Source organism: Clostridium sp. BIOML-A1 (genome assembly GCF_009874105.1).
Lineage (GTDB): Bacteria > Bacillota > Clostridia > Lachnospirales > Lachnospiraceae > Coprococcus.
In genome coordinates this window covers 35,549-57,782 of record NZ_WWTL01000009.1, presented here as the reverse complement: position 1 = coordinate 57,782, position 22,234 = coordinate 35,549, and the positions used below count along the sequence as shown (strand labels likewise).

The following is a 22,234-nucleotide window of genomic DNA, read 5'->3' as shown; positions in this document are numbered from 1 at the left end:
TCTATTCACTCCAGTTATCTAACTCGTACTTTAATGTTGATAATATATCTTTCTCGTCGATCTTCTTTATGATCTGGCCTTTTTTGATCAGGATACCGCAGCCTTTTCCGCCCGCAATTCCAAGATCTGCTTCCTTTGCTTCGCCCGGTCCGTTTACAACACAGCCCATAACAGCAACCTTGATATTCAGATGATCATAATCGGCAACCAGCTTTTCTACCTGTTCTGCCAGTCCGATCAGATCAATCTCCGTTCTTCCACAGGTCGGGCAGGACACAAGTTCGATTCCTCCTGTACGGAGTCCAAGCGTCTTTAAGATCATCTTTGCTGTCATGATCTCATTGACCGGATCCCCTGTTAAGGATACACGGATCGTATCTCCGATTCCCTCATGCAGGATAATACCAAGTCCTACGGAGGATTTGATATTACCGCTCATAACCGTACCGGATTCCGTGATACCCACATGCAGCGGATAATTCGTCTGATCTGCGATCAGCTCATGTGCTTTTACACACATCATAACATCGGAAGATTTAATACTGATGACCATATTGTCATATCCGCAGTCTTCGATCATATGAACCTTATCCAACGCACTCTCAACGATTCCTTCCGCTGTCACGCCATGGTATTTTTCAACTAATTCTTTTTCAAGGGAACCGCTGTTTACACCGACACGGATCGGTATATTCCGTTCCTTACATACCGCTACTACCTGTGCCAGCTTATCCTTACCACCGATATTACCCGGATTGATACGGATCTTATCTGCTCCCGCCTCAGCCGCTGCGATCGCCAGACGGTAATCAAAATGAATGTCTGCAACCAGCGGAATATGGATCTGTTTCTTGATCGCAGGGATCGCTGCCGCTGCCGCATCATCATTTACGGTGCTTCTGATGATGTCACAGCCTGCCTTTTCAAGTTTTAAGATCTGTGCAACTGTAGCATCTATATCACTGGTTTTTGTATTTGTCATCGACTGGATCAGGATCGGATTCCCACCACCGATCACCCGGTCTCCTATCTTGATAACTTTTGTATGATCTCTGTACATATTAACTCCTGTTTAACTCCTATTCATCTAATGAAAGAATACGTTCTTGATATCGTTAAATAATATCACAACCATCAACAGCATAACCAGAACAAATCCGATCAGCGTCACGATATTCTCCTTATCCTTCGGAACCTTCTTTCTCGTTACTGCTTCAATTAACAGGAAGATAAATCGTCCTCCATCCAAGCCCGGTATCGGCAGCAGGTTCATAACGCCAAGGTTTGCCGACAGCAGTACGATATAATTCATCCAGTTTAAGAACAGATCGAGCACACTGCTCTTTGCTGCCTCATTGAAGGTATCGTTCATGTTCTTCGCTACTCCGACCGGGCCGGATACTTCATCCGAACTTACCTGACGGGTAACGATCAGCTTCAGACTTAAGAAGGTTGCTTTTACCCAGTATCTGGTCTCATAAGCAGAATATTTACAAAGCTCTCCAAAGTTCTTCGGGAGCTGATAACCGACACTCATTATTCCGATTTTATAGCCATCCGGTGTCTTTGCCGGATATACCGTCGTATCATAGACCGTTCCGTCTTCTTTCTCAAGTGTCAGATCGATCGGTGAACCATCTCCATAAATCTGAAGGTAGATCTGTAACTCACGGAAATTCTTAACCGTGCTTCCCTCGATTTTCAATACCCGGTCGCCATCTGATATCCCGGCTTCTTCCGCCGGATATACACCATTAAAATATTCCTCGGCATTTTTGATCTGGTATTTTTCAATATTATCTTTATTGTATACTGCTCCTATGATCGCAGGATCACTTCCACAGAAATGAATGATCACCATGGAAAATAAAAATGCGATCACGAAGTTCATGGCAGGTCCTGCAAGTACAACCGCCATTCTTGCCCAGATGGATTTCTTCTCAAAGGAATTCTCATCATTTTCGTTTTCTTCATCATCTTCGCTGAGCATCATACAATAGCCGCCAAGCGGAATCAGCCGCAGCGTATACTGTGTTTCTTTCTTATGAAACTGAAATAGCTTCGGTCCGAATCCCATCGAAAACTCTTTTACTGTGATATGATTGATCTTTGCTACGATAAAATGTCCCAGCTCATGAAAGAAAATGATGACACCAAAGACTAGTATGATTAATATGATATTCAAAAACTAACACCCACTTTCAATAAATTCATATACTTCCTGCTCGGTTGCAAGAATCTCATCTATATCAGGATTTTCAATCAAATTATGATGATCCATGGATGCACGGATGATATCATAGATATCAAGAAAATCGATTTTTCTGTCTAAGAACTGCTTTACTGCATATTCATTTGCCGCATTGAATACTGTAGGCATCGAACCGCCGATCCCGATTGCCTCATATGCATATCGTAACCCAAGAAAGGTATCCATATCCGGTGTCTCGATCACAATCGATGAAAGCTTCGTAAAGTCAAGACGATCTCCCGGCATGTATCTTCGTTCCGGATAGAACAGCGCATACTGGATCGGCAGCTTCATATCCGGCGTACCGAGCTGTGCGATCACTGCTCCATCTTTATATTCTACCATAGAATGAATGATACTCTGCGGCTGGATCACAACCTGAATATTTTCCGGGGCTACATCAAATAACCATTTTGCTTCAATAACTTCCAGCCCTTTATTTACCATCGTTGCTGAATCAATGGTGATTTTTCTTCCCATGCTCCAGTTTGGATGTTTTAATGCGTCCTCTAATTTCACATGCTTTAAAAACTCTCTGCTCTTGCCACGAAATGGTCCACCGGATGCTGTCAACAGAATTTTTTCAATGGAATCATGTGTGTTTCCCTGCAATGACTGGAAGATTGCCGAATGTTCACTGTCAACCGGAAGGATTGATACTCCTTTTTCCTTTGCAAGCGGCATAATGATATGTCCCGCTGTAACCAGAGTTTCTTTATTTGCAAGGGCAATGTCTTTTCCCGCTTTAATCGCTGCCACAGTCGGGCGGATACCGATCATTCCTACAATAGCGGTAACTAATATATCCGATGTCTTGTATTCTGCAATCTCGATCAGCCCATCCATGCCTGATACGACACGGATATCCATATCCTTCAGACGATCTTTTAATTCATCTGCCAGCTTCTCATCCCACAGACCAACGATCTCCGGTCGGAACTCTCTCGCCTGCTTCTCTAATAAGTCTATGTTTCTTCCTGCTGATAAAGCACAGATTTTTATATCCTGATTCCATCTTGCGATCTCAAGTGTCTGTGTTCCTATAGATCCTGTGGATCCAATGATAGCTACATGTTTCATATTTGTTCTCCTTTACCCATTTCAAACATCTGTATCTAACATTTTTATCTGTCTGCACTATTTCCAATGCGACATAAAGGAAAAGCAGCGTAATTATGAGCACAGTTCATCTGTACGCTCTCCCACACTGCTTTTTCTGATTACAACAAATATAATATAAGATAATACATAATTGGTGCTGTAAATATAATACTGTCAAACCGGTCAAGGATTCCGCCATGTCCCGGTATCAGCTTGCCATAATCTTTGATATCATTATTTCTCTTGATTGCAGAAGCCGCCAGATCCCCGATAACTGCAGGCAACGCACATACAGCTCCGATCAATGCAAATATCCATACAGAATGTGCAACCTGCATGAAATGATTATAAATCAAACCAAATACAACACCTAATATTCCTGCTCCAACGATTCCGCCGATCAGGCCCTCGATACTCTTCTTCGGGCTTAAGATCGGTGACATCTTGTGCTTACCGATCGCACGTCCGACCAGATAGGCACAGGTATCATTACCCCAGGAACTGACAAAGATCAGCAGAACAAGAATCAGTCCATGTTTCATATCTCGTATGAGATACACATACGACAACATTACACCTACATATACAAATGCAAAAAATGCCGCCATGATCTCTTTATCTTTGTAATTCGGATATGTGAGCACATAGATTGCAAGGATGACCAGCATATAGACCGCGATCAACGGTAATATAAACTGATGCAGGTCAAAATACAACAATGCATAATAAAAAACCGTTGCACCGTAAGCTGCATATCCAAGTCCTTTCTTGTTCAGCCCATATATACGAAGTAACTCCATCACACCGATCAGCGAAACCGCACACATTACCAGACATGTAAGTGCTCCGCCAAAATAAAGTGTGATTGCTGCAATGATCACCAGGATCACTGCACTGATTGCCCGTTGTTTAAACATATTATTTCCTCTTTATTTTACCCCGCCATACCGACGGTCTCTATGACTGTAATACCGGCATGCATTGACCAGCTCGTCCATATCAAAGTCCGGCCATAACACATCCGTAAAATAAAATTCCGAATATGCGATCTGCCATGGAAGAAAATTCGATGTCCGAAGCTCTCCGCTGGTACGAATCAACAGATCCGGATCCGTCAGTTCCTTTGTATCGAGGTAGGAACTGACTGTATCCTCTGTAACCGCATCCGGTGATAGCTTTCCAGCCATACAGTCGGATGCAATCTGTCTGACCGCTCTTGTGATCTCATCCCGTCCGCCATAGTTAATCGCTACAGAAAACTGAAGTCCTGTATTATTTGCTGTAGCTTTCTCCAGATTATACATCTTCTCCACGATATCCTCCGGAAGATCCTCGCGCTTACCGATGATCCTTACGCGCATGTTATTCCGATTGGATCGCTCGATGCTGTCAACCAGATACTTACGGAAAATATTCATGATCGTAGATACTTCCTCTACTGAACGTTTCCAGTTCTCGGTAGAAAATGCGTATACAGTCAGGTATTTAATACCAAGTTCATCTGCATTCTCGCATGTTCGCTCGATTGCCTTTGCGCCCTCTGAATGTCCATAGGTTCTTGGCATCAGTCGTTTCTTCGCCCATCTTCCGTTTCCATCCATGATGATCGCAACATGCTCAGGAATATTGATCATTTCTCCATTTATTTCTTTATTCATAATTACTCCAAATTAAACAGTTAAAATCTCTGTTGATTTCTTCTCAATAGCCTTATCAATCAGACCAACATACTTGTCTGTCATCTTCTGGATCTTATCCTCGTTTGTCTTTAATTCATCCTCTGAGATATCTCCGGCTTTCTCCATCTTCTTGATCGCATCGTTTGCATCTCTTCTGACATTACGGATAGCAACTTTTGCATTCTCACCTTTTTTCTTAATATCCTTAACAATCTCTTTTCTTCTTTCCTCTGTCAGTTCAGGGAAATTCAGGATGATGTTCTTACCGTCATTGTTTGGTGTCAGCCCAAGATCTGAATTCAGGATCGCCTTCTCGATCGCCTTTACCAGTGATGGCTCCCATGGTGCGATCATCAGCGTTCTTGCTTCCGGTACGGTGATATTTGCAAGCTGCTGCATCGGTGTCGGTACACCATAATATTCTACCTTGATCTTATTTAAAATGTTAGGGTTGGCACGTCCTGCACGGATCGTAGCATATTCCCCTTCCAGGTTTTCAACTGTCTTCGTCATTTTCTCTTCGTACTGTGTCAACATATCTTTGTTCCTCCTGTTTATTTATACGTTCACATATGTTCCTGTAAAGCCACCGGTAACGGCCTTTACAATACTGTCTTCACCATTTAAGCCGAATAACATCATCGGCATTTTGTTTTCCATTGCAAGAACTGCAGATGCAAGATCGATAACTCCAAGCTTATTATCAACAATGTCTTTCATCTGCATGCTGTCATATTTCTTTGCATTTGGATTTGTCTTAGGATCACTGTCATATACGCCGTCAATTGCTTTTGCAGATAAGACTACATCTGCCTTTACTTCAACCGCCATAAGAACAGTTGCCATATCTGTTGAGAAATACGGATGTCCGATTCCTCCGGCAAAGAAAACAACTTCTCCCTGCTCCATATATTTTACAGCTTTATCACGGTTGAACAGCTCTGTCATTGTTCCACATGCAAATGGGGTCATGATATGTGATTTGATTCCGAATACACGAAAAGCATCTGCGGTATAGATACAGTTCATAACAGTTGCAAGCATGCCGATTGAATCTGCTTTTACACGATCCATATTTTCTGAGGTTCTGCCACGCCAGAAATTACCACCACCGATTACTACACAAAGCTGGATTCCTTTATCCAGAATCTTCTTCACCTGTCCGGCAACATCATATACAGTCTTTTCATCAAAGCCCTGCTTTTTTTCTCCGGCAAGTGCTTCTCCACTAAGTTTCAATAACACTCTGTTCATTTCCATAATTGTAACCTCTTATGTTTTCTCAAAATTTTTCTATCCTAGTATAGCACAATATAACTATATTTCAAACAGGAAGTTGGAAAGATTTTATTCAAATTATCGTAGCTCCGGATCTGTTCTCCATAACAAAAAGAACACCACAAAATCCGACTGGTTTCATGATGTTCTTTCGTTTCTGATATGTTTCTATATACTATTCATTAACAATTGAATCCGGATCATCTTCTACTGTAAACGTATCCAGATCGATCTGGTTATAATATCCTGTATCGTTGATGATATTTGCACTGATATTTTTAACTGTCTGGGATGGAACATAATCATAATCGTTAAACAGATATCTGTGAAGAACAACTACATTGTTCTCCAGATCTCCTGCTACAACCAGACTTCCCTTGCTTCCAAGTGTCGGTGTTGACCATGTAAATGGGAAACCGGTTGAGGATTTCAGTTTGTAATTGAAGCAGTTCGTTGCAAGATCCATGATCTCTTTCTTTGTAAGGCTGGAGCTGATATCATCTACAACTGCATTCAGACAGTCATTTAACTTGGAGATTCCGGCACTCTTTGCCTTTTCGATCATAAGGCTGATAACCTTTCTCTGTCTCCATGCTCTTGTGATATCTCCCTGGTCTGTACTTCGGATTCTTGCATATGCGGTAGCCTGAACACCATCGAGATGTACAACACCTGTCTCATATACATAAGAAGACTGGATGCCATTGACTCTCTGCTGTTCATCGATACACTGATTCAGCTTGTCAAGCTCGCTGGACTTCAATTCGATATCAAGGCCACCAAGTGCATCGATTGCTTCTGTAAGTGCCTTGAAATTTACAGTTACATAAGCTGTGATATTCAGGTCAAGATTCTTATTTAATGTATTGATTGCTTCCTTGGCACCGCCATATGCATATGCATGTGTTACTTTTTCATAACTCTGTGAGTCATTGGCAAGCTCTAAATAAGTATCACGATATACGGAAGACATCTTGACTTCCTGTGTGTCATTATTGATGCTTACAATAATGATCGCATCAGAACGTGCTCCGTTCTCTACCATATCAATATCTCGGCTGTCAACACCAAACAATGCAATCGTCGTATATCCGGTCATCTTCTTTACTGTTTCTTCTGACAGGTCATCATTGGCCTTTACACCCTCTAACTTCTCGTAGTGCATCTTGCCAAGGGCAGAATTGATATAAGCATTTACAAATAATACAACTCCAAGGATGATCACAAGTACTTCTACGATCAATGCAATAATCCATGGTTTGTTTCTGCTTTTCTTCTTTCTCTTTTTTCTACCATTTCCGGAAGCGCTTCTTCTTACCGGTTCTCTGGCCGGTGATTTCTCGTAATGAACATCATCTGTATCATTATAATCGTCAAAATCTTCATCGCTAAAAATATTATCGCTCATTTTTATTCTCCTATGCATTTGTACATCTGATCTGTCACATCAAATCAGTTACTGTCAATTATTTACGAATAAACAAAGTGTATTCTACTACAAACATATTTCAAATTCAACCTGTTCATAAAAATATAACATTTACACTATAAATTTAAAATAAACTTCTCGATCACCGGAACCAGACCATCTTCATCATTAGTAAGTGTGATATAATCCGCATGATCTTTTACGATCTGCTGTGCATTTCCCATTGCCACTCCGACTCCCGCATACTCTATCATGGTCAAGTCGTTAAATCCATCTCCGCATGCGATCAGATCCTTGACATCCATATCCAGATATTTCAAAAGCTTTTCAAGCGAAGTTGCCTTATGGACGTTCTTCGGCATGATCTCTACAAAGAACGGTTCGGAACGAAAAACTGTAACTTTATCTCCATATAGTGCATTTAATTCCTGTTCCACCTGTTCTGCAACAGTACTTTCCGCCGTCAGAAGACATTTGTTCAGCGGAAAATCAATATACTCTTTGAAATTGTCCACCTGATGTATCTCCATAAAATTCAATCTTGCTTCAAGACTCATATATTCGTCGATCGGCGTACCTGTGATAACTGTATCTCCTTCATAAGTAACCATTCCAATCTTCTTTTTCACACAATAATCATAGATTCTCCGTGCAATATCATTATCGACACATGCCTGATATACCACTTCTCCTGTCTTATAATCAACGATTCTTCCACCATTAAATGCAAGTACATAGCCTTCATATTTATCAAGCTTCAATGTATCAGCTATCTTTCTGATCCCGGGAAGCGGTCTGCCTGAAGCAATTGCTACTACATGTCCCTTCTTCTGTATCTCGATGATCTTATCAAGTGTCGGCTGTGTCACTTCTTTTTTTGAATTTGTAAGTGTGCCATCAATATCTAATGCAATAATCTTCTTCATCATTTTTCTCCATTATGTGTAATCAAATTGATAATATATATTAGATTTGCAGCTTTGTCCAGTAGTTTGCCGAAAAAAAAAGAATCTCATACCGTAATTTTCTTTTCTTGTAAACTACCGCGTGATTGTATTATAATAACCAATCATAAATGCATCTTTTTTATTAAAATTGTGAGGAAATACCATGAATTACGAGCTTTTTGTTAATCAGAAAAAAATATCAGCCGGTACAAAAGACGCTGTTACGGAATATATAAAACGACTTTCCCCTTTCTGTAAGGTCACCGTCATTCCATGCAAAAAAACTCCGAAGCCTGTTCAGGATGCGTATAACATCCAGCTTCTTCCCGATAAGGCAGGCACTCAGACCATATCCTCCGAACAGTTTGCATCCAAGATCAACCGGATGAATGTAAACGGGTACTCTCACATCTGTTATTATATCGGTTTTCCGGCATCAGATGCTTATAATGAAAGCTTCTTTATTTCCAGTATGTCCATGTCCGATGAAGTAACTCTTATCGCATTTACAGAACAGTTATATCGTGCTTATACGATCAACAACCATATTACATATCACAAATAATCTGAAGCTGATCAAGCAACATGACACGCATTAACTGATGTGGAAATGTCATATTTGAATAACTAAGCTTAAAATCTGCCTTTCGAATCAGTTCATCTGACATCCCAAGTGAGCCTCCGATCAGAAATGTAACTGTCGTAATCCCTCTGTCTTCTGCCTGCCGTATCTTTTCTCTTAATAACTCTGTTGTACACTTCTTTCCATTAATGCACAACGCTATCACATATTCTGATTTTCCAATACTTTCCATGCATTTGTGGCTCTCTGTATCAACAATTTTCTTTTTTATCGTATCTGATGCATTTTGTGGTATTTTCTCATCTTCATGCTGTATGATCACAAGTTCATGTTTTCTGCCGATCTGTCTTTTATATGCATCGATCATATCAGTGTAATACGTCTCTTTTATTCTACCCACACACACTATTTTAAATGTCATTTCTGCTCCAATTTAATCTGTTCAAATAATTTATTCTCTGCTTCATCTGCCTTATGTGTAAACATACTTACAATAACCGTAACTGCCAGACTGATGATAAATGCTGCAACCCCGCTTCCTAGCTCTGTTGCATTTGCAAGTGTCTGATTCTCAAGGAGAGGAATAAATCTCCAGATCGTACAGACAGCAAGACCTGTAAAAAAACCCGAAATGATTCCTGCCTTACTGGTCTCTCTCCACAAAATCGGCAGTATACAGACTGCTGCTATCGCAGCTGAATAATCCCATGCAATATATAATATTTCCCGGTAATTATTCTGAATAATTATCGACATTACAGCAATAAATCCTGTAAAAAACAAAGCAGCCATCAAATCAATCCCGGTTATCAGAGTTTTTGACCGGATCTTTTTCTCGTATCCAACCATACCAAATAACAGATCAAACATCATTGTATAAATGCGTTCCAACAGACAGATCACGGCACATAAGAACAGTCCACCGGCTATATATCGGAAAAACAACGGATACTCCTCTTTATAACATAATGACGTAATATAGATATCAAGCAGTTTTCCCATTTCAATATCTTCACTGGCTTTTAACGGATACATGCTGACAACATTTAACAACGCCCATACACTAAGAATCACAACAGCTATACCTGTATATATTATGGAAAGAACACGTCCGCGATCCAGACTGCGTACATCTCTTGCTTCCATTGCTCCATGGAACAAAAATGGTAATCCCAGACACCCAAGTCCCATTCCAAGCATGGATATAATATGAGAAACCCCTATACCTCTTCCATCATAATACAAAATATTGAGATATGTACTTGTTCCACCCGACAAATGAACTTTACCGTAAGTATCCAGTATCTCAGCCGGCGTATTCACCGCAAACAGCCATATGACAAGTACAAGAAACATCACCACCATCAATGTATATATAATATTTCTTACAGTACTTCTTATCCTGCGACTTATAAAACACATAGAACATACGCAAAATAATGAAATCACACATACAACCACGATCATATGTTGGTTTGTCGCACCACTAAGATATTTTCCAATATAACTGAGAATACCCATTGTGATCATTCCGGTCAGGATCAGCCAAACACACATGAACATCTCTTTTATAATAAAAGAAGAATATCTGGCGTACAGAAAATCACCCATATCAGAAATTTCTTTTCCTGAAATATCCCGATAAGAACGTAACCTTTTTACAAGGAAAAGGCAGGCAAAGGTTATCCCTGCAAACAATCCTATATGAATAAAACAAACCCCTGCTCCATTTACAGCAATAACCGGTGGTAATAAGATTAACGCCCATAGCAGAACCTCGGCCATTGAATTATTTCCGGCAAGCTGCATTCCATTTAGATCATCCTGCTTTTTTCGTATCATTTTTTCTCTCCCAAATTTATATTCATTCCATTCAACTTTATCATAAACACAGTTTTTCCTTCCGCCTTATGTTCTCACCAAGTTCTCTGTACTGTCAAGACCATATTATATATTTTTTCCAGAATTCTTTTTAAAATATATGTAATATTCCAAATTTCTGTGCTTCATAATAAAAAATATAGAACATGAAAATAATCTATGTTATAATACCCAAGTATGTAAAATTTGATTTACAATTTAATTACATTGATTTGACATTAAATAAGTTATTTTTTCACAGGAGGATATGGACGTGGACTTTTTTTCAATTCTGACTTTACTGGGAGGCGTAGGGCTTTTCCTGTTTGGAATGAACATGATGGGTGATTCCCTGAAAAATCTGGCAGGAGGAAGTCTGGAACGGATACTTGAAAAACTGACGACCGGTAAAAGTCAGGCAACCGGTGCGATTAAAGGCTTTGGGCTCGGTACCGGTGTCACAGCGATCATTCAGAGTTCAGCAGCAACTACGATCATGCTGATCGGTTTTGTAAATGCCGGTATTATGAAGCTCAGTCAGGCAATTCCGGTAGTATTTGGTGCCAATGTCGGCAGCACCGCAACTGCACAGATTCTGCGGCTTGGTGATCTTGGCGAAGATATGTTTATCCTCAAATTATTAAAACCGTCTTCTTTTGCACCCGTTCTGATCGGTATTGGTGCTTTTATCATTCTGTTTGCCCATAAGAAAAAACATAAAGATATCGCCGGTATCTTAGTCGGTCTTGGTATCTTATTCCTTGGTATGAATACAATGGAAGCTGTGTTCGCTCCTTTAAAAGAATCCGAAACCTTCCAGAACCTGTTCATTTCTTTCAGCAATCCACTCCTTGGTATCCTGATCGGTCTTATCTTAACAGCGATCATCCAGAGTTCCTCTGCTTCGGTCGGTATCCTTCAGGCATTATCCTCAACAGGAGTTGTTTCCTATGGTTCTTCGATTCCAATTATTATCGGTATTAATATAGGAAAGTGTTTCGCGATCCTGCTCGGCAGTATCGGTGCAAACAAAAAGGCAAAACGTGTTGCCATGTCCTATCTGTTATTTAATATTATCGGTGCGATCTTCTTCGTTGTTGTGATCTATGGACTTCAGTTGTTTATCACATTCCCATTCATGGATAAGATCATCAACCGTGGTGTAATTGCAAACCTGCATTTTATGTTTAACTTTATCATTGCGATCCTACTGCTTCCATTCGCAAATAAGATCGCAGATCTGACCGGTAAGATCATCGGTGACGATATGGAATCCAAGATTGACAAAGAGCTTGCGTCTCTCGATCCAATGCTTCTTGATACACCAAACATCGCTCTTACCCAGGCACAGAAGGTAATGTTCTCCATGACAGACTCCATCAAGGAAAACTTCGAACTTGGAAGTCAGTTATTATCGGAATATAATGAAGAAACTGCCGGAAAACTTCTGGAAAATGAGATGTTCATTGATAAATGCGAAAGTGCGTTAAACGAATATCTGTTAAAGATCACCTCCAAGCGACTGCATTCATCCGAACGAAAGCTGGCATCGGAATTATTAAACAGTGTCAGTGACCTGGAACGAATCGGTGACCACTGTGAAAATCTTCTGATCGTCAGCAGAAAGATCTCCGATGAAAAGATCTCCTTCTCTACACAGGGAACCATGGAGATCAATACGCTCTTACAGGCTACAGCCAATATCATCGATACAACCTTTACTGCTTTTAAAAATGATGATCTGACTGCTGTTTCCCGTATCGAACCGCTTGCTCAGTCGATCACAGAGGTAAAAGAGATCATCAAAGATCACCATGTTATCCGTTTACAGACCGGAGACTGCGATATCGACGGTGGTTTTGCTCTTGTAGATATCCTGACCAGTCTGGATCGTATCGGAAGTCACTGTTCCAATATCGGACTTCATATTGCAAAGAAATTAACTACAGATTCCTTTGACGAAATGCATGGTCATATCTACACAAATGGATATAAGACCTCCGAAGAATACAAAGCACTCTACTGTTACTACATGTCTCTGTACTCTGATCCGATCACCGAAAAGTATAAAGCGAGCCTGTCAGAGCTGGAACATAAGATCTCGCAATCAGATGCAAATAAATCTTCTGCTCCGAAATCTGTGGATCTGAACACAGCTAAGGCAGATAAAAACGAACAGCATACCAAAAAAGAGCCTAAATTAAAAGAAATCAAAAAGGCAAAGATTGAAAAAGTAAAACAGAAGAAAGACTCTAAGAAAAAATAAAGATTATTCTGATAATAAGTATTATAAAAAGATACTCTGATCACGGGATCATACAGGTCCTTTGCTTTCAGAGTATCTTTTTTATTTTCTTTTATTCTTTGATACTGCATTTTATTATTATCTGATATTGTATATCGTATAGACAGATATACATAATGACTCTATCTCAATCACGGCTTTCAATTACAATTAACAATCCGGATTCAAATTCGATCAGGCCGCTCTCTGCGATCAGCTCATTGCTGACGCCGATGCTTTCTCCAAGCTTCAATGTAAGCCCCTGCGCATTATAATAAAAACCATGAAGCGTTACTCCGGTCACCTGTTCCGTATATGGAAGCAGTGACACATATCTGTATGCATCGTTACGCTTCACAATATGCCGGTGTGCTGTCATCGTGATCCTGTTATGCTCGTCGATCAGATATGCCGATATTCCGGCCTCTGCAAACTGCTTTAATAAGCCAATATTGGCAAGGGTATGATCCATACGGGTTCCGGTTGCTCCAACCAGAATTACTTCATCCGGTCTGATCTCCTGCTCCAGTATATACGAGATTGCAACATGGGTATCTGTAAAATCCTTATGTGTATCCAGATCCAGAAATTCTGTCTTTCCCCGATATGCCGCTACGACATCTATCTTTGCAGAATCAAAGTCTCCAATGATCAGATTCGGCAGTATATTACATTCCTTACAGATCTCAAGTCCTTTATCACATGCTATTATTTTTTGAAAATCATAATCGGAAAGAACCGTTTCAAGCAATCTTTTTGAAACGGTTCCTCCTGTAACGATTAAATATCGATTCATCTATCCTGTTACCTGTTCCGGCAGACAGCAGATCTACTTTCCGCCTTTTTATTACTATCTACTGTATTTCTGAAAAAATCTTACGGAAGGCTTTTACGTTCTCTGTCTTGTCCCCTTTAAATACTGCCGAACCGGCAACCAATACATTCGCTCCTGCCCGAATAATCTCTGCTGCATTTGCAAGGGTAACACCACCATCCACCTGAATATCCGTCTGAAGTCCACGGCTGTTTAACAGTTTTCTGGTCTCTGCAATCTTCCGCAGAGAAGACGGAATAAATTTCTGTCCGCCAAAACCCGGATTTACCGACATGATCAGAACCATATCTACATCCTCTAATACATAATCAATTACTGATAATGGTGTTGCAGGATTTAATGCAACTCCGGCTTTCATTCCCAGCTCTTTTATGGCTGCGATGGTTCTGTGAAGGTGCTTGCAGGCTTCTACATGTACTGTTACGATATCTGCTCCGCAATTCTTATAATCCTGTAAGAAACGCGTCGGTTCATCAATCATAAGATGAACATCAAACACCTTATCAGATACCGGACGAACACTCTTGATAACCGGTGCTCCAAATGAAATATTCGGCACAAAGGACCCATCCATAACATCCAGATGAATATATTCACTTCCTGCCTGATCTATGATCTGTATATCTTCTGCCAGATGTCCAAAATCCGCAGATAATACTGAAGGTGACAGCTTTAACATTTACCATTTCCTCTTTTCTTTTAATTCATTGTATATCATGACATAATCATCATACCGCATCTTACTGATCCTTCCATCACCGACGGCTTCTTTTACCAGACATCCCGGTTCACTGATATGATTACACATATTGAATTTGCAGGTTCCTGTATATGCTGCAATCTCAGGAAAATACAGCTTCAGATCTTCTGCTTCGATTCCTTCTGTATATAACGAACTGAAACCCGGTGTATCCATAATATAAGTATCATCATCTACAAACATCAGCTCTGAATGCCTCGTTGTATGCTTTCCACGCTGTATCTTTTCACTTAATCCACCAGTTTGTACATTTGCATCCGGAAACAACGAATTAAGCGTTGAGGATTTACCTACTCCTGACGGACCTGCGAATACCGTTGTCTTTCCTTTTATAACTGCTTCTAATGTATTGATTCCATAACCACTCTCCGCACTGATAAACAACACTTCATATCCGCTCTTTGTATAAGATCTGCATATATCCTCACTTTGACGAAATCCTTCCAAATCTATCTTATTAAAGCAGATTATAGTCGGAACTTCATGCTGCTCCATATTGATCAGAAAGCGGTCAAGCAGATTGAAGTTAGGTGCTGGTGCAGACACTGCAAAAATAATTACAGTCTGATCTACGTTTGCAACTGCAGGTCTGTTTAACCAGTTAAATCTGGGCAATATATCTTCAATATTGCCCAGATTCTTCTCCGCATCTAATATCTCTATCTCTACATTGTCACCAACTAAAGGCTTGATCTTTCGATTTCGAAAAACTCCTTTTGCTTTACACTCATATGTGACGCCATTTTCGCAGACGACATAGTAGAAACCTCCAATACCTTTTATGATCTTTCCTGTCATAATCTCTCCTATTCCTTTGAGAATGACGCAGACAAACCACTGGTATTAAAGCTTGATGTTACATCTATTCCATCTGAATCCGTGATTGTTACTGCAAATGTACCGGAGTTCTGCGATAAGCCACCGATAGGATCTGCAGATCCTATATCCAGAGGGAACGAATCTTCTCCTGCAGCTCCGGAATACAACTTATAGGTTGCGTCACCAACCGTATAGGTAACATTAACTGTTACATTTCCAAAGGTTGCAAAATCAAATCCGGAATTTGTTATACTTCCTGTAAATTTAACAGAATATGTTACTTTTTCCGGTCCATCACTGATCACATAACCAACTGTTGAACCTTTTTCTACAGACGAGCCGGCCGAAACATCCTGACTGATAACCTGGCCTTTCTTAACCTCATCACTGTTTGCATGCGATACTTTACCGCTTAATCCTGCATTTTCCAACAAATTGGCTGCCTTGCTTTCAGATTTACCAAGCAGATTCGGAACCTCAACTTCCTCAACCTCTTTACCATTGCTTATTATGATCTTAACTGTTGAACCGGATTTCTGCATCGTTTTTCCTTCCGGCGACTGACTGATAACCTTATTTTTCTCTACCGTATCATCGTATTCATAACCGTGAGTAACAACAAATCCGGCTTCCGTAAGAAGTGTAGTTGCCTGATCATCCGAATAACCTCTTACATCAGGTACTTCGACATCTTCTTTTCCCTCTGATATCGTGATAACAATTTTTTCATCAGCAGGAATCGCTGTTCCTTCATCTACACTCTGACTGATAACATAACCTTCTTCTACCTTATCATCTGTTGCCGTCTCAATTGTATATGCAGTAAATCCTGCTTTCTTTAATTCTTCTTCTGCAGCCGTCTTATAAAGACCTACTACATTGACCATAGGAATCGTCGCCTTATCCGAAGTATCCTCATCTGTAGATCCATCTTCGGTGGGATCTCCTGAATTTTCTTCTGAACTGTTTTCTGTCTTTTTATTATTTCCGGAGAATATTCCTCCAAGTCCACCGGGGCTTGTAATCTTAAGAATCAGGATTGCAACAAGAATCGCAATGATAATCACAACTGCTACACTGGATATCATAATAATCTTCTTAAGCTTCGGATCCAATTCCTCGATCTCATTATCATCATCGTCCTCCGGAGTCATCCCCTCATCACCATATGAATCATCATCGTCATCATCGTCAAACAGATTATCAAATTTGGATGGCGGAATGATTGGCGTAATATCCGGACGTTCCACTACACTTGACGGAGTTTCCTCAACAACAGGTGCTTCATTCATCTGTCTACCCTCTTTGATCGCTTTCATCTCATCTGATGTGATCTCTACCGTTGGTGAATTCGGTACAACCGGTGGAACTACAACACAATCTATGTCAGGATTTGCCTGTACGCGTTTCAAATCTGCAATCAATGCGCTTGCAGTTAAATATCTGCGTTCTGCTTTCTTCTGTGTGCATTTTAAAATTATCTTTTCCAGACTGGTTGGAATATCCGGATAATATTCTCTAGGAGAAACCATCTCTCCCTGTATATGCATAAGAGCGACTGCAACATTATTCTCGCCTTCAAACGGAACATGTCCCGTAACCATCTCATACATGGTGATACCAAGAGAATATATATCGCTTCTCTCATCACTGAAGCCGCCTCTTGCCTGCTCCGGAGAAATATAATGTACACTTCCCATTGCATTCGCTGTCATTGTATTTGATGAAGCAGCTCTGGCAATACCAAAATCTGTAACCTTGATTCCGCCATTTTTCGATACAATAATATTCTGCGGCTTAATATCTCGGTGGATCGTATGGTTCTGATGAGCTACCTCCAGGCCTTGGGCTATCTGAATAGAAAAATCAATTGCCTGCTCAGGCAGCAGTCTGCCTTTTTTCTGAATATATTCTTTTAAAGTAATGCCCTCTACAAGTTCCATTACTATATAATAGATACCATTATCCTCTCCGACATCATATACGTTTACGATATTCGGATGAGAAAGTCCGGCTGCGGACTGTGCTTCAATTCTAAACTTTGTAACAAAATTTACATCAGAACTAAATTCCGGTTTTAATACTTTAATTGCAACATATCTGTTCAGTACATGGCATTTTGCCTTATAGACTTCTGACATACCGCCTGTACCGATCAATTCTATTATCTCATAACGATTACTGAGTATCATTCCTGGATTTAACATGCTTACACCTCTCACTATTTTACAGCTACCACTACGGATATGTTATCTCTACCACCATAGTAATTCGCTCTGTCTATCAACTTTTCAACCGCTGCTGTTATATCCCCGCTGCTCTCCAACACGATTTCTTTTATCTCATCATCCTCAAGCATATTAGAAAGACCATCTGAGCAAAGAAGGATTCCATCCCCCTGTTTCATCTCTAATTCAAAAAAGTCTGTCATAATCTTGTCAGATATTCCAAGTGCTCTAGTAATAATGTTCTTTTCCGGATGGTTACGTCCTTTATTTCGATCAAGCTGACCGGAACGGATCAGCTCTTCAACCAGTGAATGATCCATCGTTACCTGCCGTATCTCATCATCTATGAAATACAATCTGCTGTCACCGATATTTGCTACATATAATATATCATCCTCACATACAGCAGCTACAAGGGTCGTTCCCATTCCCTTCCAATCCTCATTTTCCTTTGCCATTTTATATATCTTGTCATTGGCATACAGAATCGCTCTTTTTAGAACGGATACCGAGTTATTTATTGCACTCTCTTTTATATATTCAGTTACACATTCTATCGCAGTCTTTGATGCAACATCTCCTGCCTTATGACCACCCATTCCGTCTGCCACTATATAAAGATTGGGTAATGGTCCGATCGGCTCATCTGTAAAGAAAATGCTGTCCTGATTCTGAACTCTTTTCTTACCGATGTCGGTTCTTCCATCAGATCTCATTTGCTGCCTCCCGTCTAAAAAGTATCTTTTGCTTCTTCATATTTTCTCCGAAGCTGACCACAGGCAGCGTCAATATCTCTGCCCATACTCCTTCTTATTGTAACATTTATATCTTTCTTTTCAAGTATATATTTGAATTTTTCAACAGAATCATTGAGAGATCGACAATACTTTCTCTCCTTTATCGGATTTACCGGAATCAGATTCACATGTCCGTGCATATTCTTAAGAAGCTCAGCTAGCTTATATGCATGTTCCGGTGTATCATTTTCATCTTTCACCAGTGAATACTCGAAAGTAACCCTTCTTCCTGTTTTTTCAAAATAATACCGACATACATCCATCAATTCTGCAATTGAATACTTATTTGCGATTGGAAGAAGTTTTCTTCTGTCTTCATCAGTCGGACTGTGAAGGGATAATGCAAATGTAATAGAAAGGCCTTCATCTGCCAGTCTTTTTATCTGCGGAACCAATCCACAGCTTGAAACCGTGATATTTCTCTGACTGATGTTCTTACCCTGCTCATCATTGATAATGCGAATGAATCGGATAAGATTGTCATAATTATCAAGTGGTTCCCCTGTTCCCATTACAACGATATTCGATACACGTTCACCCGTGATCCGTTCGATCGCATAGATCTGATCGAGCATCTCAGACGCCTCCAGATTACGGATCAAGCCACCGATCGTAGATGCACAGAATCTACATCCCATACGGCATCCGACCTGAGAAGATATACAGACAGAGTTGCCATGCTTATATCTCATTAATACGCTTTCCAACACATTTCCATCCTGTAAACGAAACAGAAATTTATTTGTGCCATCCTGTTTTGACACCAGTCTGGTCACTTCTTCCACACCATACATGTGCTGCTTTTTGATTTCTTCAATTAATTTTTTCGGAACATTGGTCATATCTTCCGCATGTGCTATACCTTTGGCATGAACCCATTCAAATATCTGTTTTGCTCGAAACGCCGGCTGTCCTACTGATTTTACCCAGACCGCAAGTTCATCAAACATCATGGAACGGATATCCAGTTTCTTTATATCTTCTACCTCTGTAAACATACTCTTTTCTTCCTGAATCATGTACTGATAACACGAGAAGCTCAACTCCTCTGTGTCATTCTGTCATCTATTATTTTTTTCTTCGTAATCGCGAAATAAAGAATCCATCACAATGATCAATTCCCTGCAAAAGCGTGATATATCCTTTTTCTCCACGTTCTTTCAACTTCTCCGGCAGATATGGTGCAAGACTTTCCAGATAATACTCCTCGTGCCTTTTTAAAAATATTTCTACATTTTCTTCATTCTCTGTCCGATCAATTGTACAGGTGGAAAAAATTAACGTTCCACCCGGTTTTACATAAGACGCACAGGCATCCAGAATATTCTTCTGTATCTCGGCAAGTTCACTTATCGAGTCTGCCGTCACATGATATTTGATATCATTTTTTCGTGCCATAACACCCAGTCCGGAGCATGGAAGATCCGCAAGAACGACATCTGCTTTTTCTATCATTTTCGGATCAGTATCCATTGCATTCCATACCTTAGTTGTCACATTATGAATCTCTAATCGACCCAGATTCTCTTCCAACTTATCGATCTTTTCTTCTGAAATATCCCTCGCATACACATGTCCCTGCTCTCCGGTGCGTTCTGCCGCATACATGGTCTTTCCTCCCGGAGCCGCACAAACATCAAGGATCACATTTCCCGGTCTGATTCCTGCTGCAAGCACCTGCAAACTGGAACTCTCATCCTGAACCGTAAACAGGCCTTCATGAAATCCCGGAACCATACGAATATAATCATATCCCGAAATAATAAGAGAAGTCGGATTATAATATCCTTTTTCTACCTTTATGCCCTTTTCAATCAAATTATTCCGAAATTCCTCAAGTGTTGTATGCATAGTATTCACACGAACCGTCGTTCCGCGATTTGTTTCACCCGCCTGCAGAATCTGTTCTAACTGTTCTGCACTGTAATCATTTAACAGGAATTTTACCAGTTCCTCCGGAATCGAATATTTAACAGACAGATACGCTTCTAGACCATCCTCTTTTTTCGGAAAGATGATAGCTGCTTTATTTCTGCACACGTTTCGAAGGACACCGTTCATATAGCCTTTTAATGTCCGAAATCCTCTTTTAGCAGTCAGGTTCACATATTCATTACAGGCTGCCTCATCCGGAACAGAATCCATATAAAAGATCTCATAAGCAGCCATCCGTAAAATACAGCGGATGACCGGTTTACATTTTTTTACTTTTACTTTTGAAAATTGATTAAGAATATAATCCAATCTGATTTTCTGCTCTGTTACACCTTCTGTCAACCGACCGATGTAAGCCCTCTCTTTTTTATTCATAAACTGGTTTGCCCGGAGTGCTTCCCCTAATGCTTCACCGGCAAATCTGTCATTTTTTTCAATATCCAGCAGAATATCCAGAACTATCTCTCTTGAAGTTTTACTCATATATCATCTGACCTGTCTTAAGTTTATTTCCTGCAAGAAATGCTGCACAATCCATCGGTTTCTTGCCTTCCGGTTGAAGCTTTCTTATCGTTAATGCTCCACTTCCACATGCAACCGTAAAGTTTTTCTTCGTCACATGAACGATCATCCCCGGTACGATCTTTGTTCCATCCTCTAATGTCTCCTCTGTCTGTTCACATACAGAAGCCTCATAGATACGTACCGTCTTCTGATTCATTTTCATATAAGCAACCGGCCATGGCTGCAATCCTCTGATCAATCGTTCCAGTGAAACTGCATCTTTCGTAAAATCAAGCTCACCCTGCTCTTTCTTTAACATGGATGCATAGCAGCTTAAGGAATCATCCTGCGGGGTTCGTACTGCTGTATGATCCGCAAGCTTTGTAAGCGTAGACAGGATCAACGCTGCACCTGCATCAGCAAGTTTATCATGAAGTGTAACACCGGTATCTGTATCTGTGATCGGAACAACCGTCTTCTCGATCATATCTCCGGTATCAAGTCCTTTTGCCATATACATCGTTGTGACACCGGATTCCGTCTCACCATTGATAATAGCCCATTCAATCGGAGCGGCTCCCCTGTATTTGGGAAGCAGGGACGCATGGATATTAATGCAGCCATACTTTGGAATATTCAAGATTGATTCCGGCAATATCTGACCATAGGCCGCAACAACGATAGCATCTGGCTGATAGTCCCTGATAATCTGAACATTTTCTTCTTCCCTGAGTTTTACCGGCTGATAGACAGGTATATCAAGAGAAAGAGCCTTTTCCTTAACAGGTGTCGGCTGAAGTGTCTTGCCCCTTCCTTTTGGCTTGTCCGGCTGTGTAAAACATGCAAGGACATTATGTCCTGCATCTACGATCGTCTGTAATGGTTTTACTGCAAATTCAGGGGTTCCCATATATATAATATTCATACGACTGTCTCTGCCTCCT

The 22,234-nt window shown here is 40.4% G+C and carries 21 protein-coding genes; 2 read left to right on the top strand and 19 right to left on the bottom strand.

The features are described 5' to 3' along the window. Position 1: 1 nt before the first annotated feature. The 9 genes from ispG to GT641_RS08600 form a co-directional block, all read right to left on the bottom strand. On the bottom strand, positions 2–1,060 hold the full coding sequence (gene ispG, locus GT641_RS08640; protein WP_008401604.1) for a flavodoxin-dependent (E)-4-hydroxy-3-methylbut-2-enyl-diphosphate synthase: 1,059 nt from the start codon (positions 1,058–1,060) through the stop codon (positions 2–4). Positions 1,061–1,087: 27 nt separating this feature from the next. Continuing rightward, positions 1,088–2,185 carry a M50 family metallopeptidase gene (locus tag GT641_RS08635; protein ID WP_008401603.1) on the bottom strand — a complete coding sequence of 366 codons (1,098 nt, stop codon included), beginning with the start codon at positions 2,183–2,185 and terminating at the stop codon, positions 1,088–1,090. Positions 2,186–2,188: 3 nt separating this feature from the next. Then, complete coding sequence (gene dxr, locus GT641_RS08630; protein ID WP_008401602.1) at positions 2,189–3,331, bottom strand: 1-deoxy-D-xylulose-5-phosphate reductoisomerase; 1,143 nt, start codon at positions 3,329–3,331, stop codon at positions 2,189–2,191. 140 nt (positions 3,332–3,471) lie between these two features. Continuing rightward, complete coding sequence (locus tag GT641_RS08625) at positions 3,472–4,269, bottom strand: phosphatidate cytidylyltransferase (protein ID WP_008401601.1); 798 nt, start codon at positions 4,267–4,269, stop codon at positions 3,472–3,474. A 12-nt stretch (positions 4,270–4,281) separates the two neighbouring features. Further along, positions 4,282–5,010, bottom strand: a complete 729-nt coding sequence (locus GT641_RS08620; protein WP_008401600.1) for an isoprenyl transferase — start codon at positions 5,008–5,010, stop codon at positions 4,282–4,284. Positions 5,011–5,022: 12 nt separating this feature from the next. After that, entirely contained in the window at positions 5,023–5,568 is a 546-nt protein-coding gene (gene frr / locus GT641_RS08615; protein WP_008401599.1) for a ribosome recycling factor, read from the bottom strand. Positions 5,569–5,589: 21 nt separating this feature from the next. Then, the gene (pyrH, locus tag GT641_RS08610) at positions 5,590–6,291 is read right to left on the bottom strand and encodes a UMP kinase (RefSeq protein WP_008401598.1); all 702 of its coding nucleotides are present in this window, start codon (positions 6,289–6,291) and stop codon (positions 5,590–5,592) included. Between the two features lie 193 nt (positions 6,292–6,484). Next, a complete protein-coding gene (locus tag GT641_RS08605) occupies positions 6,485–7,717 on the bottom strand; it encodes an LCP family protein (RefSeq protein WP_008401597.1) in 1,233 nt (410 codons plus the stop codon). Between the two features lie 137 nt (positions 7,718–7,854). Further along, positions 7,855–8,664, bottom strand: coding sequence for a Cof-type HAD-IIB family hydrolase (locus GT641_RS08600; protein ID WP_243143727.1), 810 nt, complete (start codon positions 8,662–8,664; stop codon positions 7,855–7,857). 184 nt (positions 8,665–8,848) lie between these two features. Between GT641_RS08600 and GT641_RS08595 the strand changes: the two genes are divergently transcribed. Next, positions 8,849–9,250, top strand: coding sequence for a 23S rRNA (pseudouridine(1915)-N(3))-methyltransferase RlmH (locus tag GT641_RS08595; RefSeq protein ID WP_119963233.1), 402 nt, complete (start codon positions 8,849–8,851; stop codon positions 9,248–9,250). Here GT641_RS08595 and GT641_RS08590 read toward each other — a convergent pair. Continuing rightward, complete coding sequence (locus GT641_RS08590; RefSeq protein WP_008401593.1) at positions 9,234–9,689, bottom strand: 23S rRNA (pseudouridine(1915)-N(3))-methyltransferase RlmH; 456 nt, start codon at positions 9,687–9,689, stop codon at positions 9,234–9,236. The genes GT641_RS08595 and GT641_RS08590 overlap by 17 nt on opposite strands. Continuing rightward, positions 9,686–11,110, bottom strand: coding sequence for a hypothetical protein (locus tag GT641_RS08585; RefSeq protein ID WP_161117307.1), 1,425 nt, complete (start codon positions 11,108–11,110; stop codon positions 9,686–9,688). Before GT641_RS08585 ends, GT641_RS08590 begins: the two co-directional genes overlap by 4 nt. 292 nt (positions 11,111–11,402) lie before the next feature. On the opposite strand from GT641_RS08585, the gene GT641_RS08580 reads away from it, so the two are divergent. Further along, entirely contained in the window at positions 11,403–13,394 is a 1,992-nt protein-coding gene (locus tag GT641_RS08580; protein ID WP_274922254.1) for a Na/Pi cotransporter family protein, read from the top strand. A 166-nt stretch (positions 13,395–13,560) separates the two neighbouring features. On the opposite strand, the gene GT641_RS08575 is transcribed toward GT641_RS08580, so the two are convergent. The 8 genes from GT641_RS08575 to fmt all read right to left on the bottom strand — a co-directional run bounded on the left by GT641_RS08575 (position 13,561) and on the right by fmt (position 22,215). Further along, the gene (locus GT641_RS08575) at positions 13,561–14,208 is read right to left on the bottom strand and encodes a thiamine diphosphokinase (RefSeq protein ID WP_161117306.1); all 648 of its coding nucleotides are present in this window, start codon (positions 14,206–14,208) and stop codon (positions 13,561–13,563) included. Positions 14,209–14,266: 58 nt separating this feature from the next. Then, on the bottom strand, positions 14,267–14,926 hold the full coding sequence (gene rpe / locus GT641_RS08570) for a ribulose-phosphate 3-epimerase (RefSeq protein WP_161117305.1): 660 nt from the start codon (positions 14,924–14,926) through the stop codon (positions 14,267–14,269). Further along, positions 14,927–15,805: a ribosome small subunit-dependent GTPase A gene (rsgA, locus tag GT641_RS08565; RefSeq protein WP_119963237.1), complete on the bottom strand. Its 879-nt coding sequence runs from the start codon at positions 15,803–15,805 to the stop codon at positions 14,927–14,929. Between the two features lie 8 nt (positions 15,806–15,813). Beyond that, the gene (gene pknB, locus GT641_RS08560) at positions 15,814–18,033 is read right to left on the bottom strand and encodes a Stk1 family PASTA domain-containing Ser/Thr kinase (RefSeq protein ID WP_161117304.1); all 2,220 of its coding nucleotides are present in this window, start codon (positions 18,031–18,033) and stop codon (positions 15,814–15,816) included. 14 nt (positions 18,034–18,047) lie between these two features. Then, entirely contained in the window at positions 18,048–18,770 is a 723-nt protein-coding gene (locus GT641_RS08555; protein ID WP_008401585.1) for a Stp1/IreP family PP2C-type Ser/Thr phosphatase, read from the bottom strand. A gap of 14 nt (positions 18,771–18,784) precedes the next feature. Further along, complete coding sequence (gene rlmN, locus GT641_RS08550) at positions 18,785–19,849, bottom strand: 23S rRNA (adenine(2503)-C(2))-methyltransferase RlmN (RefSeq protein WP_243143726.1); 1,065 nt, start codon at positions 19,847–19,849, stop codon at positions 18,785–18,787. Between the two features lie 70 nt (positions 19,850–19,919). Continuing rightward, positions 19,920–21,269 carry a 16S rRNA (cytosine(967)-C(5))-methyltransferase RsmB gene (rsmB, locus tag GT641_RS08545; RefSeq protein WP_161117302.1) on the bottom strand — a complete coding sequence of 450 codons (1,350 nt, stop codon included), beginning with the start codon at positions 21,267–21,269 and terminating at the stop codon, positions 19,920–19,922. Further along, positions 21,262–22,215: a methionyl-tRNA formyltransferase gene (fmt, locus tag GT641_RS08540; protein ID WP_161117301.1), complete on the bottom strand. Its 954-nt coding sequence runs from the start codon at positions 22,213–22,215 to the stop codon at positions 21,262–21,264. The genes rsmB and fmt overlap by 8 nt, the downstream gene beginning before the upstream one ends. Positions 22,216–22,234: the final 19 nt, after the last annotated feature.

What these genes read in the sequence shown, in the direction of transcription:
- rlmN (WP_243143726.1), bottom strand. Translation starts at nt 19,849, where the DNA reads ATGTTTACAGAGGTAGAAGATATAAAGAAACTGGATATCCGTTCCATG.
- GT641_RS08605 (WP_008401597.1), bottom strand. Translation starts at nt 7,717, where the DNA reads ATGAGCGATAATATTTTTAGCGATGAAGATTTTGACGATTATAATGAT.
- rpe (WP_161117305.1), bottom strand. Translation starts at nt 14,926, where the DNA reads ATGTTAAAGCTGTCACCTTCAGTATTATCTGCGGATTTTGGACATCTG.
- frr (WP_008401599.1), bottom strand. Translation starts at nt 5,568, where the DNA reads ATGTTGACACAGTACGAAGAGAAAATGACGAAGACAGTTGAAAACCTG.
- GT641_RS08575 (WP_161117306.1), bottom strand. Translation starts at nt 14,208, where the DNA reads ATGAATCGATATTTAATCGTTACAGGAGGAACCGTTTCAAAAAGATTG.
- rsmB (WP_161117302.1), bottom strand. Translation starts at nt 21,269, where the DNA reads ATGAGTAAAACTTCAAGAGAGATAGTTCTGGATATTCTGCTGGATATT.
- GT641_RS08555 (WP_008401585.1), bottom strand. Translation starts at nt 18,770, where the DNA reads ATGAGATCTGATGGAAGAACCGACATCGGTAAGAAAAGAGTTCAGAAT.
- dxr (WP_008401602.1), bottom strand. Translation starts at nt 3,331, where the DNA reads ATGAAACATGTAGCTATCATTGGATCCACAGGATCTATAGGAACACAG.
- GT641_RS08595 (WP_119963233.1), top strand. Translation starts at nt 8,849, where the DNA reads ATGAATTACGAGCTTTTTGTTAATCAGAAAAAAATATCAGCCGGTACA.
- rsgA (WP_119963237.1), bottom strand. Translation starts at nt 15,805, where the DNA reads ATGACAGGAAAGATCATAAAAGGTATTGGAGGTTTCTACTATGTCGTC.
- fmt (WP_161117301.1), bottom strand. Translation starts at nt 22,215, where the DNA reads ATGAATATTATATATATGGGAACCCCTGAATTTGCAGTAAAACCATTA.
- GT641_RS08625 (WP_008401601.1), bottom strand. Translation starts at nt 4,269, where the DNA reads ATGTTTAAACAACGGGCAATCAGTGCAGTGATCCTGGTGATCATTGCA.
- GT641_RS08590 (WP_008401593.1), bottom strand. Translation starts at nt 9,689, where the DNA reads ATGACATTTAAAATAGTGTGTGTGGGTAGAATAAAAGAGACGTATTAC.
- GT641_RS08600 (WP_243143727.1), bottom strand. Translation starts at nt 8,664, where the DNA reads ATGAAGAAGATTATTGCATTAGATATTGATGGCACACTTACAAATTCA.
- GT641_RS08585 (WP_161117307.1), bottom strand. Translation starts at nt 11,110, where the DNA reads ATGATACGAAAAAAGCAGGATGATCTAAATGGAATGCAGCTTGCCGGA.
- ispG (WP_008401604.1), bottom strand. Translation starts at nt 1,060, where the DNA reads ATGTACAGAGATCATACAAAAGTTATCAAGATAGGAGACCGGGTGATC.
- GT641_RS08620 (WP_008401600.1), bottom strand. Translation starts at nt 5,010, where the DNA reads ATGAATAAAGAAATAAATGGAGAAATGATCAATATTCCTGAGCATGTT.
- pknB (WP_161117304.1), bottom strand. Translation starts at nt 18,033, where the DNA reads ATGTTAAATCCAGGAATGATACTCAGTAATCGTTATGAGATAATAGAA.
- pyrH (WP_008401598.1), bottom strand. Translation starts at nt 6,291, where the DNA reads ATGGAAATGAACAGAGTGTTATTGAAACTTAGTGGAGAAGCACTTGCC.